The sequence below is a fragment of the Massilia agrisoli genome (assembly GCF_020831365.1).
Lineage (GTDB): Bacteria > Pseudomonadota > Gammaproteobacteria > Burkholderiales > Burkholderiaceae_D > Telluria_A > Telluria_A agrisoli.
In genome coordinates, this window is sequence record NZ_JAJHPV010000013.1 from 12,253 (window position 1) to 27,874 (window position 15,622).

At 65.4% G+C, this 15,622-nt stretch carries 10 protein-coding genes and 1 tRNA gene; 7 read left to right on the top strand and 4 right to left on the bottom strand.

What is annotated here, in order from left to right; translation table 11 throughout:
* Window positions 1–16 precede the first annotated feature (16 nt).
* From LMJ30_RS08995 to LMJ30_RS09025, 7 genes are all read left to right on the top strand, one after another.
* On the top strand, window positions 17–1,018 hold the full coding sequence (locus LMJ30_RS08995; RefSeq protein ID WP_229432017.1) for a class 1 fructose-bisphosphatase: 1,002 nt from the start codon (window positions 17–19) through the stop codon (window positions 1,016–1,018).
* Window positions 1,019–1,102: 84 nt separating this feature from the next.
* Window positions 1,103–1,178: transfer RNA gene (locus tag LMJ30_RS09000), tRNA-Thr, on the top strand.
* A 235-nt stretch (window positions 1,179–1,413) separates the two neighbouring features.
* Window positions 1,414–2,379, top strand: coding sequence for a sensor histidine kinase (locus LMJ30_RS09005; protein WP_229432019.1), 966 nt, complete (start codon window positions 1,414–1,416; stop codon window positions 2,377–2,379).
* Window positions 2,380–2,450: 71 nt separating this feature from the next.
* Window positions 2,451–2,870 carry a hypothetical protein gene (locus LMJ30_RS09010; RefSeq protein ID WP_229432020.1) on the top strand — a complete coding sequence of 140 codons (420 nt, stop codon included), beginning with the start codon at window positions 2,451–2,453 and terminating at the stop codon, window positions 2,868–2,870.
* A complete protein-coding gene (locus LMJ30_RS09015) occupies window positions 2,867–4,336 on the top strand; it encodes a DUF7125 family protein (RefSeq protein ID WP_229432021.1) in 1,470 nt (489 codons plus the stop codon). The genes LMJ30_RS09010 and LMJ30_RS09015 overlap by 4 nt, the downstream gene beginning before the upstream one ends.
* A gap of 315 nt (window positions 4,337–4,651) precedes the next feature.
* Window positions 4,652–5,494: a hypothetical protein gene (locus LMJ30_RS09020; RefSeq protein ID WP_229432022.1), complete on the top strand. Its 843-nt coding sequence runs from the start codon at window positions 4,652–4,654 to the stop codon at window positions 5,492–5,494.
* 124 nt (window positions 5,495–5,618) lie between these two features.
* On the top strand, window positions 5,619–8,036 hold the full coding sequence (locus LMJ30_RS09025) for a catalase (RefSeq protein ID WP_229432023.1): 2,418 nt from the start codon (window positions 5,619–5,621) through the stop codon (window positions 8,034–8,036).
* A gap of 162 nt (window positions 8,037–8,198) precedes the next feature.
* On the opposite strand, the gene LMJ30_RS09030 is transcribed toward LMJ30_RS09025, so the two are convergent.
* The 4 genes from LMJ30_RS09030 to LMJ30_RS09045 all read right to left on the bottom strand — a co-directional run bounded on the left by LMJ30_RS09030 (window position 8,199) and on the right by LMJ30_RS09045 (window position 15,557).
* Window positions 8,199–11,336 carry an efflux RND transporter permease subunit gene (locus tag LMJ30_RS09030; RefSeq protein ID WP_229432024.1) on the bottom strand — a complete coding sequence of 1,046 codons (3,138 nt, stop codon included), beginning with the start codon at window positions 11,334–11,336 and terminating at the stop codon, window positions 8,199–8,201.
* Window positions 11,333–12,481, bottom strand: a complete 1,149-nt coding sequence (locus LMJ30_RS09035) for an efflux RND transporter periplasmic adaptor subunit (protein WP_229432025.1) — start codon at window positions 12,479–12,481, stop codon at window positions 11,333–11,335. The genes LMJ30_RS09030 and LMJ30_RS09035 overlap by 4 nt, the downstream gene beginning before the upstream one ends.
* 6 nt (window positions 12,482–12,487) lie before the next feature.
* Window positions 12,488–13,891 carry an efflux transporter outer membrane subunit gene (locus tag LMJ30_RS09040; protein ID WP_229432026.1) on the bottom strand — a complete coding sequence of 468 codons (1,404 nt, stop codon included), beginning with the start codon at window positions 13,889–13,891 and terminating at the stop codon, window positions 12,488–12,490.
* Between the two features lie 436 nt (window positions 13,892–14,327).
* A complete protein-coding gene (locus tag LMJ30_RS09045; RefSeq protein WP_229432027.1) occupies window positions 14,328–15,557 on the bottom strand; it encodes a GGDEF domain-containing protein in 1,230 nt (409 codons plus the stop codon).
* Window positions 15,558–15,622: the final 65 nt, after the last annotated feature.

Consider the following 15,622-nt stretch of genomic DNA (forward strand, 5'->3'; position numbering starts at 1 on the left):
AAACTGAAGGAAGTCCATGAAACGCGTCAGTCTCACGCAGTACCTGGTTGAAGAACAGCGTCACAACAATTCCATTCCCGCCGAGCTGCGCTTGCTGATCGAAGTCGTCGCGCGCGCTTGCAAGACCATCAGCCATTCGGTCAGCAAAGGTGCGCTGGGCGATATCCTCGGCAGCGCCGACACCGAAAACATCCAGGGCGAAGTGCAGAAGAAACTGGACGTGATTTCCAACGAGATCTTGCTCGAAGCGAACGAGTGGGGCGGCCACCTGGCGGCCATGGCATCGGAAGAAATGGAGTCCATCCACCCGATCCCGAACCGCTATCCGATGGGCGAATACATGCTGCTGTTCGATCCGCTGGACGGCTCGTCGAACATCGACGTCAACGTCTCGATCGGCACCATCTTCTCGGTGCTCAAGGCGCCGGACGGCATGGGCACGCCAACGGAAGAGCACTTCATGCAGCCAGGCAGCTCGCAAGTGGCGGCAGGCTACGCCGTGTACGGACCGCAGACCATGCTGGTGTTGACAACGGGCAACGGCGTGAATTGCTTCACCCTGGACCGCGAAATGGGTTCGTGGGTGCTCACCCAGCGCAATATGACGATTCCGGAGACGACCAAGGAATTTGCGATCAATATGTCGAACCAGCGCCACTGGCATCCGCCGGTGCAGCGTTATGTCAGCGAAATGCTGGCAGGCGCGACTGGTCCGCGCGAGAAAGATTTCAACATGCGCTGGATCGCCTCGATGGTGGCCGATGTGCACCGCATCCTGAACCGCGGCGGCATCTTCATGTACCCGGCCGACATGCGCGACACCTCGATGCCAGGCAAGCTGCGCCTGATGTACGAAGCGAACCCGATGGCGCTGATCGTCGAACAGGCCGGCGGCGCTGCCACCGATGGGCGCCAGCGCATCCTCGACATTCCTCCTAAGAAGCTGCACCAGCGCGTGCCGGTTTTCCTCGGGTCCAAGAGCGAAGTCGAGCGCGTGACCAGCTACCACGAGGCGTAAGCGGCGTTTTTATTCAGAAAATGGCAAGTTTCGCTGATTCGGGGTAGCAAGAGTTGGCGAAACTTTGCTAGAATATCGGTCTTCGCCGCTTTAGCTCAGTTGGTAGAGCAGTTCATTCGTAATGAAAAGGTCGCCAGTTCGATTCCGGCAAGCGGCACCAGAACAGTAGCAGGAACAAAGGGTTATCAGCGTCGCTGGTAGCCCTTTTTTCTTTTTGCAACATTTACCATAAAAAGTTTGCATTTTGCTGTTCGGCACCGTCCTTAGGGGCATCCCTGACGATAGAATTATCATCAACAGGACCCATGGCGCATGTGCGCGGGCGCTTGGTTTTATTTGGTGTGATAATCATTCGGCGACCAGCCGGCAAAGGCTTACTACTGAGCGAGCTGACCATGCGTACGCCAACCCTTTCCCCCCGCGTCGATGCTGCCGGGCGCGACACCGAGCGCGCCCTTCGCCTCATCCGTAAAATCGAACAGCGCTACGGCCTGCTTCCCGCAACGGCCACCGGCAACGCCGACGGTAAATCGGACGCTGAAGCGAGCATGCCGCCACCCGCCGCGGCCCAGTTGAGCGACGAGCAGATGCTCGTCAACGAGGCGCTGGTCGCCAAGATTTTCCAGTGCGAGCGGGCCGAAACGGCGCTGCGCCAGTCACAGCAGAGCTTGCACGACCTGCTGATCCGCCAGCTGCAGCTCAAGGAAGAAGAGCGCAAGCGCGTGTCCCAGGAAATCCACGACGCCCTGGGCCAGAACCTGCTGGCCCTGCGGCTGGACGTGTCCAGCCTGGCCCAGCTTGCCGGCGACAGCCACCCGCAGCTGCGCAGCTGGGTGGGCTCGGCGCTCGACAATATCGACGGCGCGATCGTCACCGTGCGTACCCTGATCGCCGCATTGCGTCCGTTCGAGATCGAACTGGGCCTGGAGGCGGCCATCGAGCATGAGCTGGCCCAGTTCCGCCGTACCAGCGGCATCGCCAGCCACCTGGGAATGGATCAGCGGGCCAGGGACCTGCACCTGGGCGATGAGCAAATACTGGCCATCTACCGCGCCCTGCAGGAATGCCTGAGCAATATCCTGCGCCATTCCCGCGCCACCCGGGTCGACGTGATCCTGCGTGCCTTGCCGGGAACCCTGACCATGGTGGTCTCGGACAATGGGGTGGGAATCCAGCGTGGCAGCCGCAGCAAGCCAGATGGCTACGGGCTGCGCGCCATGCGCGAGCGGCTCGCTTCCCTCGGCGGCAAGGTTTCCGTGAAAAGCGTGCGCTCGCATGGCACCTCGGTGTCGGTGTCGCTTCCGCTGCTGCTCCCCGAGGCCGCGGCAGACCCCGCGCGATCGGATAAAATGACAACATAACCCTTACGGATCCGAATCGTGAAAGCACTGCTGCCCGCGTATGTTGCCGTCCCGGCGTCGAAAGCACCATCGTGCCCCTGACCGCGCGGTTGCTGTCCGACATTACCCGCACGTTACGCGCCGCACCCGCCCCGGACGCAGCGCATGAGGCCATCATGATATGGCAGCGGCTGGCCGGCAAGTTCGTGCCGCTCATCGGTCCGGCCAGCGTGCAGTTGATTGTCGTGCGCAGCATCGAAGCGAACCAGGCCGCCTTCCCCTGGCTGGGGCCGTTTGCCGGTCCCGGCATGTCCACGCCGCCCTACGACGGCCTGCGCACCGCCATGGAACAAGTTGAACGAGAGGCGATCCTCGCGGCCACCTCTGCCATGCTGATGACCTACCTGAATCAGCTCAATACATTGATCGGCGCCCGCCTGACCGAGCAATTTGTGCGGGCTATCTTCCCAATCGTTGCCGATCTTAAAGAAAACCGGAGCAAATCGAAATGACTGAGAAACTTGAACTGCCACTGGCCCAGACCGGGGTTCCCGGCCTTGACACGGTGCTGGGCGGCGGCCTGCCGGAGCTGTCGTTTAACATCATCGGCGGCTCGCCAGGCAGCGGCAAGACTACCTTCGCGCAGCAGATCATGTTTTCGCTTGCCCACCCCGGCCGCAAGGCCTTGTTTTTCACCGCAATGGGCGAGCCGCCGGTCAAGATGCTGCGCTATCAGCAGCAGTTCAGCTTTTTCGATTTCGGCAAGGTCGACAGCTCGATCCAGTTCATCAGCCTGGCGGCGGAAGTCGAGGGCGGCAACTATGACGACGTGCTGGCCCAGATTTGCGAACAGGTGCGCCTCCATTCGCCCGCGCTGGTCTTCATCGATTCCTTCCGCTCCTTCGTCGAGGGCGCCAAGGGCGAACACCGGGAAGTGCATGCCTTGCAGGCTTTCGTGCAAAAGCTGGTGACCCAGATGACAGGCTGGAATGCCACCACCTTCCTGGTCGGCGAATACCTGGTCAACGAGGCCGACCGCAACCCGATTTTCACGGTTGCCGACGGCATCATCTGGCTGACCCAGAACGTGCACCGGAATGCCATGGTGCGCAAGATCCAGGTGCTGAAGATGCGCGGACTCAAGCACCGGCCAGGACTGCATACTTTCCGTATCGACCGCACCGGCATCGAGATTTTCCCGCGTATCCTGCCCGCGCCTGAACCTTCCGGGCAGGCCCGCCGCGCCGATCGGACGGGACGGATATCGACGGGCGTGGCCACCTTGGACCAGATGCTCGGCGGTGGCGTTCCGGTGGGCTATTCGATCCTGGTCGTCGGACCATCCGGCAGCGGCAAGACCATGCTGGCGACGGAGTTCCTGGCCGAAGGCGCGCGCGTCGGCGAGACTGCGGTGCTCGCCCTGTTCGAGAAGACCCCGAGCCAGATGATGAACGACAAGCTCGACAAGCTGGTGGACAGTGGCAGGGTCGAACTGCTCAACGTGCGCTCCCTCGATGTCTCGGTCGACGAAACCTTGCACGAGATCGTCAAGATGATCGATCGCCTGGACGCCAAACGGGTGGTGCTCGACTCACTGTCCGGCTTCGAACTGGCGCTGGCGCCCGAGTTCCGGGTAGATTTCCGCGAATCGCTGTACCGGATGACAACCGTGCTGAGCGAGAAGGGCGTGACCTTGCTGATGACCAGCGAGCTGGAAGACCGTTTCAGCGACTTCCGGTTCAGCCCTTACGGCAATGCCTTCCTGGTTGACGCGATTATCGTGCAGCGCTTTATCGAAATTGGCGCTCAGCTCAAGACCATCGTTTCGGTGGTCAAGGTGCGTGGAAGCGCGCACAGCCGCGACATGCGCCTGTTCGAAATCACCGAAGATGGCATCGTCATCGGCGACGGGCCAGCGCCTTACAGCGATATCTTGCTGGGCGGACCACGCTGTCTGCCCGCGTTGCCAGCAGCCTGAAACAGCGGCGGGCCGGACACCGCTGCCGGCCTCGTTTAATGTCATGCGGAAATCAATAAATTTCCGCCTGAACTCTTTCAATTCCTCTTAGCTATTTTCCTGTAGAAAGCCCGCCGTTGCTGCATTTCCTTCATGTCACGGCTCTGTTAGTCAGCGCACAGTGAGCATCTCCTCAACGTTATATTTTTTGTATTCGCTCATCCGAATTCACAGCCGGACATCGCCAACGGTTTGATCGAGGCCGGGTTGGGAAAAAATGTTGAAGGGTCGATCGCTTCACGCCGCATTGGTATAACTATTTAAAGGGAATGGATCATGGATAATCAAAAGTCGAACGAGGGAACGGGCAGCACTATCGGTAAGGATTCCGCACAAAAAGGCGCCGGCGGCACGCAGTCGAGCAGCGGCTCCCCAAGTGTCTCCGGTTCGGGCAACCTGGGCTCCAGCAGCTCGGGCAACATGGGTTCGTCAAAGGGCGATACCTTGAACAAGCAATCCCCATCGACCGGCGGCACCCAGGCCAGCAGCGGCTCGGCTTCGTCGAGCGGCAACTCGGCAAGCGGCTCGTCCGGTAACAAAGCTTCGTCGACAAGCGGCGGCAGCATGGCCAGCGGCTCGCTGGGCGGCAGTTCCTCGTCCAGCGGCAACATGGCCAGCGGTTCGCCGGGCAGCTCGGGCTCCTCGCTGAGTGGCAACCAGGCCAGCGGTTCGTCGGCCACCGGCGGCCCTTCTTCCAGCGGCAACCAGGCCAGCGGTTCGATGGGCAGCAGCGCGTCGTCGACCAGCGGCAGCATGGGCAGCGGCAGCGCAGGCTCGATGGCCTCCGGCGCCTCCACCTCGATGGGCAGGGACATGGACAAGGGCATGCCAAAGAACGCCGACGACATGCACAAGGCCATCGACAAGGCAGCCGACTCGGCCCAGCCAGCCGTTGACCGCATGGTCAGCAGCGCGCATGCCGGCGTCGACAAGATGTCGGAAATGTTCTCCGGCGCGTCGGGCAAGATGGACGAGCGCAAGCGCCAGGTGACGGATGCGTACAACAACTTCACGGCGACCGGCCGCGAATACGTGCGCAACAGCCCGGGCACGGCAGTGCTGGGTGCACTGGCTGCAGGCTACCTGCTGTCGAAGATCCTCGGCGGCCGTCGCCACTAATCCAGGCGCTGCGCCTGCCAGCTCCCATGGCAGGCGCAGAACCTGCAAGCTCCGGTCGCCTTCGCGCGGCCGGACGCGTTTTTGCGTCCCCATATTCCCATCCCCAAAAATTCAGAGGTACCAAATGGCCACACGTAAAAAGAACGGGCAGTCCACTGACGGCGCCGGTTCCATTCTCAGTACCGTTTCAGGTCCGTCCGCCGCCCAGCCGCCTTCCAGCCTGGGCATGAAGAACGACGTCGCCGAGCAGCTGCGCGAAAACAAGGTCGCCGGCATGAACCTGGCGGCTGAGATGCCTTTCAATCCGAACAAGCCAGGCGAGCACGGCGAGGCCGCGCGCACGCCGCAAGCCGGCGCCACCGCGGAGCCGGAAACGCTGGCCGCCACGGGCAGCACCAGCACCGAAAACGCCGTGTCGGCAAAAGTGGGCAGCGGCGTGCCGCCCATTGGCACCAATCCAGGCAATGGCCCGCTCGACCGCGTGCGCGCCGACAGCTCGGGCCAGATGCTGACCACCAACCAGGGCGTGCCGGTTGCGGACAACCAGAATTCGCTGAAGGTCGGCTTACGCGGACCAACAGCGATGGAGGACTTTATCCTCCGTGAAAAACTCACCCATTTCGACCACGAGCGCATTCCCGAGCGCGTGGTCCACGCGCGCGGATCGGCAGCGCACGGCTACTTTGAAGCGTATAAGGACTTCAGCGACCTCACGCGCGCCAACCCGTTCTCGCAGGCCGGCAAGCGCACGCCGGTGTTCGTTCGATTTTCGACCGTCGCCGGTGAGCGCGGTTCCGCCGATACCGTGCGCGACGTGCGCGGCTTCGCCGTCAAGTTCTACACGGAAGAGGGCAACTGGGACCTGGTCGGCAATAACATCCCGGTCTTCTTCATCCAGGACGCGATGAAGTTCCCCGACCTGGTGCATGCCGTCAAGCCTGAGCCGCACCACCAGATGCCGCAGGCCTCCAGCGCGCACGACACCTTCTGGGACTTCGTCTCGCTGATGCCGGAATCGGCCCACATGCTGCTCTGGCAGATGTCCGACCGCGCCATCCCTCGCAGCTACCGCACGATGCAAGGCTTCGGCGTGCACACCTTCCGCCTGGTCAATGCCGCAGGCGAGTCGCGGTTCTGCAAATTCCACTGGACGCCACTGCAAGGAACGCACTCGCTGGTCTGGGACGAAGCGGCCAAGATCGCCGGCGCCGACCCCGACTTCCACCGCCGCGACCTGTGGGAAGCGATCGAAGCGGGCGCCTTCCCTGAATGGGAACTGGCAGTGCAGGTGTTCACCGAAGAACAGGCTGAAGGTTTCGGCTTCGACGTGCTCGACCCGACCAAGCTGGTGCCGGAAGAACTGGTACCGCTGCTCCCGCTGGGCAAGATGGTGTTGGACCGCAATCCCGACAATTTCTTTGCCGAGACCGAGCAGGTCGCCTTCTGCACGGCCCACGTCGTGCCGGGCATCGACTTCTCCAACGACCCGCTGCTGCAGGGCCGCATCCACTCCTACCTCGACACGCAGCTGACCCGCCTTGGCGGCCCGAACTTCCACGAAATCCCGATCAATGCGCCAGTGACCCAGGTCCACAACAACCAGCGCGACGGCATGCACCGCCAGGCCGTCAACCGTGGCCGCGTCAACTACGAGCCAAACTCGCTGGCGGGCGGCTGTCCGTTCCAGGCTGGCATGGCCAAAGGCTTCACCACCTTCCCGGAACGCATCGCCGAAGACAAGGTACGCGGCAAGCCGGAACTGTTTGCCGACCACTACTCGCAGGCGACGCTGTTCTTCAACAGCCAGACGCCGGTCGAGCAGGCCCACATTGCCAACGCATTCCGCTTCGAGCTGACGCGGGTCCAGGTACCGGCAGTGCGCGAACGCGTGCTGGCATTGCTGGCCAATGTCGACGCCACCCTGGCGGGCGATGTCGCGGCCGGCCTTGGCATGGAAGTCCCGGCGCCGCTGCCGCTGGCCACTGACCGTCCGGCGCCGGAATACGAGCCATCGCCGGCGCTGTCGCTGCTGAGCCGTCCGGGAGAAACCGGGATCAAGACGCGTCGCGTTGCCATCCTGGTGGCGCATGGCGTCGACGCCGCGATGGTCCGCACCATCTACGACTCGCTGCTGGCCGACGGCGCGGTACCGCGCGTGGTGGCCAGCACGCTGGGCAAGGTCAAGGCGAAAGATGGCGGCATGCTCGATGTGGAGATCTCGCTGGAGGCCGGTCCTTCGGTGCTGTACGACGCGGTGGTGGTGCCCGATGGCGAAGACGCCGTCAACGCGCTCAGCCGCGACGCGCATGCACTCGACTTCGTGCGCGAGCAGTACCGCCACTGCAAGCCGATCCTCGTGCTGGGCGCTGGCGCTGGCCTGCTTGCCAAAGCCAGCGTCCCGCCGGCGCTGCCGGACGGCTCGGACGATCCTGCGCTGCTGGGCGCGCACGGCGAAGACCTGAAGCAGGCGCTGGCCGCGTTCAAGGAAGCGCTGGCGACGCACCGCTCGTTCGCCCGCGAGACCGATCCGCCGATGGTGTAAGCGGTAGGCAGATGTGAGCACGCCGGCTTGCGCCGGCGTTATCCACTCCGTCGTCGTTCCCGCGCAGGCGGGAACCCATAACAGGCAAGCTTAGTGGCGTAGCGATTTGCTCATTGTTCGAGTGCCATGGGTTCCCGCCTTCGCGGGAACGACGGGCATTTTCTAGTGGCCGCGCGCGGGCGCTTCGGCAGCCGTTTCGGCCTTGGTGGGCGCGGCGGCGCCTTTGCGCCTGCGCATCCGCGCCATCCCGCGCTTGAGCAAATGCTCCAGGTCGTCGATATAGGTGAACACCGCCGGCACGACCAGCAAACTGAGCAGGGTCGATGTAATCAGGCCGCCAATCACCGCCACCGCCATCGGCGAACGGAAGCTCGGGTCCGCGCCCCAGCCCAGCGCCAGCGGCATCATGCCCGCACCCATCGCAATCGTCGTCATGATGATCGGGCGGCTGCGCTTGTGGCATGCGTCGACCAGCGCGTCAAACCGGTTCATGCCCGCCTCGCGCGCCAGGATCGCGTAGTCCACCAGCAGGATCGAGTTCTTGGTCACGATCCCCATCAGCATGATCAGGCCGATCATGGTCGGCATCGACAGCGCCTTCCCGGTCAACAGCAGCAGCACAAAGGCCCCGCCAATCGACAGCGGCAGCGCAGCCAGGATGGTAATCGGCTGCATAAAGTCCTTGAACAGCAGGACCAGCACGCCATAAATGCACAGCACCCCGATCGTCATCGCGATGCCGAAGCTGGCAAACAGGTTGGCCATCTCCTGCGCGTCGCCCAGCTCGGCCACGGTGACCGATGGCGGCAGGCTGTTCATCGACGGCAGCGCGCGCGCTTCGTCATTGACTTCACCGAGCGAACGGCCCGACAGCTCCACGTCCAGCGTCACATTGCGGCTGCGGTTCAGGCGGTCGATCTGGGCGGGCCCGCTTTCCATCGTCACCGTCGCCACATTGGCCAGCATGACCGGGCCATTCTTTCCCGGAACATTCAGGCGCTCGATCGCCGCCAGGTCGGCGCGCACCGCGTCCGGCAGCTTGACCCGGATCGGCACCTGGCGCTCGGACAGGTTCATCTTGGTCAGCGCGACGTCGTAATCGCCCGCCGTCGCCACGCGCACCGTCTCGCCGATCGAGGCCGCCGTCACGCCCAGGTCCGCCGCGCGCGCGAAGTCGGGCCGCACGATAATCTCGGGACGCACCAGCGACGCGCTGGAGCTGACATTGCCGATGCCCTTGAGCGTGCGCAGTTCGCGCTCCACGCGCTGCGCCGCGGCCGTCAGCGCGGCCGGATCTTCGCTTTGCAAGACCAGCTGCATCTTGACGCCGGTGTCGGCCGGGCCGACGGTGAATTTTGCGCCGGGGATCTGGTCCAGGCGCGTGCGGATCGCCGATTCCAGCTCGTCCATCGACTCGTCGCGGTCGTCGCGGTGCAAGGTGGTCAGGGTCAGCACCGCGCGCCGTGCTTCGGCCGCCGCGCCTGGCGCGAACGCGTCGCCGCTGGAGCCGCCGCCGATCGAGCTGAATACGCCCGTGACGCCTTTGACCTGCATCGCCGCCATGCGCGCCTGCTCGGCCACGGCGCGCGTTTCGGCAAGCGTCGAGCCGGGCGGCAGTTCGAGGTTGATCAAGGTCTGGGCGCGGTCGGCCGGCGGCACGAAGCCGGTCGGCAGCAGCGGCACCAGCATCAGCGAGCCGACAAAGAACAGGCCCGAGGCGATGGCGGTGGCAAGCCGGTGGCGCAGGCACCATTTCATGGCACGCATGTAGCGCTGCATGATCCAGCCGTCTTTCTCCTCGCCGTGTTTGGCGGGCTTGAGGATGTACGCCGCCATCATCGGCGTGAGCAGGCGCGCCACCACCAGCGACGCCAGGATCGCCAGAACCGCGGTCCAGCCGAACTGCTTGAAGAACAGCCCAGGAATGCCGCCCATGAAGGCGGTAGGCAGGAACACCGCCACCAGCGCGAAGGTGGTGGCGATGACGGCCATGCCGATTTCGTCGGCCGCTTCCATCGCCGCCTCCATCGGGGTTTTACCCATGCGCAGGTGGCGCGAGATGTTCTCGATCTCGACGATGGCGTCGTCGACCAGCACCCCGACCACAAGGGCCAGCGACAGCAAGGTGACGGTGTTGAGCGTGTAGCCGAACCAGTACTGGCCGAGGAAGGCGGGGATCACCGACAGCGGCAGGGCGGCGGCGGCGACCAGGGTCGCGCGCCAGTCGCGCAGGAACCACCACACCACCAGCACGGCCAGCAGCGCGCCTTCGTACAGCAGCTCCATCGAGCCTTCGAAGTTTTCGGCTACCGGCGCGGCGTTGTCGATCACCTGCTTGAGCTGCACGTTCTGGTGCTCGTCGCCCAGCTTGGCGATGGCGGCGCGCACGCCGTCCGCCACCGCGATTTCGCTGGCGCCCTTGGTGCGGAATACCTCGAAGCCGACCACCCGCTTGCCGTTATATTCGGCCACCGCGCGCGGCTCGGCCACGGTGTCCGTGACGGTCGCGATCTGGTCCAGCCGGACGTGGCGGCCGTCTGCCAGCGGAATGTCCATTGCCGACAGTTCCGTCGCCGTCTTGACGGTGGCGATGGTGCGCACCGACTGCTCGGCGCCGCTGACGTCGCCGCGTCCGCCAGGTTCTTCACGCTGCACCAGCCTCAGGCGGCGCGAGACGTCGATGGCCGACACCCGCAGCGCAGCCATGCGCGCATCGTCGAGCTCCACGCGCACCTCGCGCGAGACGCCGCCGACGCGCTTGACCGAGCCGACGCCAGGCACGTTCAGCAGCCGCTTGGACACGGTATTGTCGACAAACCAGCTGAGCTCCTGCGCGTCCAGCGGCACGCCGCCTTTGCCCTCGGCGGCAGCGGCGATGAAGGTCAGCACCACGCGGCCGGCAGTCGATGCCTTGGTCACCACCGGGTCGCGCATCTCGGCCGGCATGTCGGCCTTGACCCGCGAGACCGCGTCGCGCACTTCGTTCACCGCTTCGGAGATGTTCTTTTCCAGGATGAATTCGACCGTGATGTTGGCCACCCCGTCGAGCACTTTGGTGTAGACGTTCTTTACGCCCTGCAGGGTGGCGATCGAATCCTCGATCTTGCGCGCCACCTCGGTTTCAAGCTGGGCCGGCGCCGCGCCTTCCAGCGTGGCGGTCACCGTCACGATCGGCAGCTCGATGTCGGGGAAGTCCTGCACCGCGTTGGCGCGGTAGGCCAGCAGCCCCGCCAGCGTCAGCAGGACGAACAGCATAATCGCCGGGACCGGGTTCTTGATCGACAGGGAGGAGAAGTTCATCGCTTGCCCTCGGCCTGGACGGCCGGCACATTGCGCACCAGGTCGCCCTCGTTGAGGAAGCCCGCGCCGCTGACGACAATCTGCGCGTCCGGCGACAGCCCTTCGGTCACTTCGACGCGCTCGCCCAGGCGGCGGCCCGTCTTGATCTTCAGCTGGCTGACCCGGTTGTCCGGCTTGAGCGTGAACACATAGGAAAAGCCGTCGCGTACCGCCACCGCCTGCTGCGGCACCGTCATCGCCTGCGAGGCGCCCAGTTCAAACTGGCCGCTGGCGAACATGCCCGACTTGAACGGGGCGGTCGCCCCCATCACCGGCGGCAGGTCGACGTAGACGAGGGCCGAGCGGGTCTGCGCATCGATGGTCGGGGCGATCATGCGCACCTTGCCTGTCAGTGCGCTGCCATTGGCCGCGACCACGCGCGCGGTGATGCCCGGCCTGATGCGGGTCAGTTCGGTGGCTGTCACCTCGGCGCGCCATTCAAGGCGGCCCTGGCGGATCATGCGGAACAATTCGGTGCCGACGCCGACCACCGAGCCGACAGTGGCGGTGCGCGCCGAAATGACGCCGCTGTCGGGCGCGGTCACCTGCGTGTACTTCAGCCGCAGCTGCTGGGCTGCGAGGCTGGCGCGCGCGGCGGCGATGCGCGCGTTCGCGGTCTGCTCGGCGGTGATGTACTGGTTGATCTGCTGGGCCGACAACGCGCCCGAGTTCTGCAGGCTGCGCGCGCGCTCGGCGTTTGCGGCGGCGTCGGCGGCGCTGGCCTGCGCCTCCATCAGCGCGGCGCGCGCCTGTGCTACGTCGGCGTTGACGGTGTCGGCGGAGAACACGGCCAGCACCTGGCCCTTCTTCACCACGTCGCCGACATTCACCCGCACCTCGGTCAGGCGCAAGCCGCCCGATTCGCTGCCGATGACGGCTTCCTGCCACGCGACCACGTTGCCGGTGGCGGCCAGCTTGATCGGCAGGCTGGCCGAGGATGGGCGCGCAGTGGTCACGGTGAGCGCGGGCTTGGGCGCGGCTGCCTTTTCGTCAGCTGCCGCGCCGTCCGGCTTGCCGGTGAATGCGTAGGCAATGGCGCCGAGCACGATGACGCCAACAACGGCGATGGCGATTTTCGCCGCTGGGGTGAGTGTGAGGTTTTTCATGTGTGCTTATTCAGGTTTCGGTTCGGTGTTCGGCGTGCCGGTCCAGCCGCCCCCTGCGGCGCGGTACAGCGCAACCCATGCCGCGCTGCGTTCGCGCTGCAGCGCGACGACGGCGTTCTCGGCAGCCAGCCGGGTGCGGCGTGCGTCTTCCAGTTCGAGCAGGCTGCCGAACCCGCCCTTGTAGCGGTCTTCGGCGGCGATAAACGCGGCGCGGTAGCCATCGAGCGCCGCCTGGGCGTCGCCGGTGCGCGCCGCGGTGCTGGCGAGGCGCACCAGCGCCTCTTCGACTTCGCGCACGGCCTGGCGCGCGCTGGCGCGGTAGCGCACCACGGCTTCTTCATAGTTGGCGCGCGCCGCATCGACGTTGGCACGGCGGGTGCCGGCGTCGAAGATGGGCACGGACAGGGCCAGCGGCCCGATGGTCCAGGCTGTCAGTTCGGTGTTTTCCCCCCCGCTGCGGAAGTTCGCCGCGCCGATCATTCCCTGTAGCGACAGGCGCGGATAGCGCTGGGCCTGGGCGCTGCCGACGTCGAAGCTGGCGGCGGCGACGGCGCGCTCGGCGGCGTAGACATCGGGGCGCTGCGCCACTACCTGCGCAGGCAGGGCGGCAATTGCGATGGCCGGCGCCGCCGCCGGTGGGGACGCTGCGAGCTTGCTGCGCAATTGGGCCTCGGGCATGGCGGCCAGCGCCACCAGTGCCTTTACCTCGATGTCGCACTGCGCGCGCTGCTGCGTGGCGCGGTTGCTGGCGTCGGCGGCGCTGGCGCGCGCCAGCGCGGCGTTGGCAGGCGCCTGGAAGCCGGCACCGGCGGCAAGGTCGGTCAGGCGCGCGCTGTCGCGGCGCGAGGCGGCGTCCTGTTCGGCCACCTTGAGCAGCTGTTCGCAGGTGCGCAGGCTGTAATACTGGTTGGCCGTTTCGGCGGCCACCGCAACGCGCGCATCGTGCCATTGGGCTCCGGCGCCAAGCAAGCGTTCCTCGGCCGCGTTGCGCCCGGCGCGGCGCGCGCCGAACACGTCGATCTCCCATGCCGCCTGCACGCCGGCCTGGGTCGTGGTCCCGCCTGGCAAGGTGCTTTGCTGGCTGGCGCGGTCGATGCTGGCAAAGCCGTCGAGCGAGGGCAGCAGGGCGGCGCCTGCGGCGGTGCGTTGCGCGCGCGCGTTGGCGATCCGCGCAGCGGCCGCCGCGACGGTCGGGCTGGCGGCCTGGCTCGCTTCGACCAGCTCGGCCAGCAACGCATCGCCGTGGCCGGCCCACCATTGCGACAGGTCGGCCACGCTGCCGTTATGGGCCAGCGGCGCTTGCCATTCGGCGGGCATCTGCGCATCGACCCTGGCCGGGGGCGGGGCCAGTGCGCAGGCGCCAAGCACCAGCGGCGCAGCGGCCATGGTAAACCATCGCTTCATCATCATTTTTTTCCAACGTTTCTATTTGGATCAATTGTGGGAAGTATATCTTCGCTCCGATTGCCATGTTGTCGCGATCTTGTAGTGGTGGCAGCCAAGATCGCCGCGAACACAGATGCGAGGCGACGAGCTGAAGGGGGGAGGGAGCAGTGGCCGGGCGGACAGCGGCGCTGCAAATACAGTATTTTTACCGTATTGCAGTGCACCATGGGGGAGACTATATTGGACTTGTCTCCTCCAATCTCCGCATTGGATTATCGCCCGCCCGCCGCAATGGCCTGCGGGCGTTTTTTTTGCTCAGGTATGACAACGTCGTTCCCGCGCAGGCGGGAACCCACACCCGGGACGATCAGTGAGGAAGTGATTTATCTCGCTGAGCTAGCTTGGCATCGGTTCCCGCCTGCGCGGGAACGACGACGGGGATAGCAGCACTGCACGCCGGTCAAGCAGGATGGAGCTGCTTCACCTGCGCCCCGGCAGGACCGGGCACCAGCATCACTTCGACCATGCCCTGTTCGACAGCCTGGCCAAAGTCCGCTTCGAGGGCGGCCATCGCCTGGGTTTCGTCGGCGGACAAACCCGCCACGGCCACGGCCCGGTTGCGGCCCTGTTGTTTGGCGTGGTGCAGTGCCTTGTCGGCCAGGCTGACCACCTTCTGCCAGTCGAAATCGTCCTCCGGAATCCCCGCGAACGGCACGCAGGCCAGGCCCGCGCTGATCGTCACCGTGATCGTGTGCCCGTCAACCTGGATTGGCGTGGAGCCGACCGCGCCCATTACCCGCTCGAGCATCACGCGCATCTGGTTCGGGTGCGCGTTTGGCGAAAACACGAGGAACTCCTCGCCGCCCCAGCGCACCAGCATGTCGGTATCGCGCACCACCTTGTTCAGGCGGCGCCCGACTTCAGCGAGCACCGCGTCGCCCACATCGTGCCCAAGGCGGTCGTTGACCAGCCTGAAATGGTCGATGTTCATCAAGGTGATGCAGTCGGTGGCGGTGCGGTTGACCGGCATCGATTCGCTGCGGTCGGCCATCTTGTCGAGGAAGGCGCGGCGGTTCTTCAGCCGGGTCAGCGGGTCGCGCCGCGCCTGGTCGTTCAGCTCGCGGTTGAGCTGCGCCAGCTTCTCGCTCTTGTCCTGCGCGCGCCGGTACATCATGAAGACCGCAGCGGCTGCAGCGGCGGCGGCCACTGCCGCCAGTGTCGTCGCCAGCAGGCGCAAGCGCTGCGCGCGGGGGATGACCTCGGCGCGCGAACCGGCAGGCTTGGCGCGGTCAAGGCCCGGAGCGCGGGCCGGCGTGCTGCCCAGGGCGGGCACGCCGAGCGCAGGCTTGCCGGCGTTTGCGGTACCAGGAACGCCTGCCGCAGCCGCCGCACCGGCGGCCAGCGCCGCGGCGCCTGGCAATGCGCCCGGCGCCACGCAGCCGCTGACGCGCGCTTCGGTGTCCGCCAGCTCGCGCAGCAGCAGCGGCGACGCATCCGCCGGCAACGACATGCGCACCATCCCGATACGGCGCGCCGCTTCGGCGTCGGCGTGGTCGGCCAGCGCGCGGATCGACTTCAGCTCCGCAAGCGCGCTTTGTTCATTGGCGAGCGCCACGGGCGGCGCGAGGAAAAGGGCGGCCACGATGCCGGGCATGGCGAGGCGGCGCAGGGGAGCTTGATATTTGAGCATCTTAAAACGGGCGAATGGCCCCGTATCGTCAAATTAAACCCTCTCACATTAGCCGAATTTTAGAT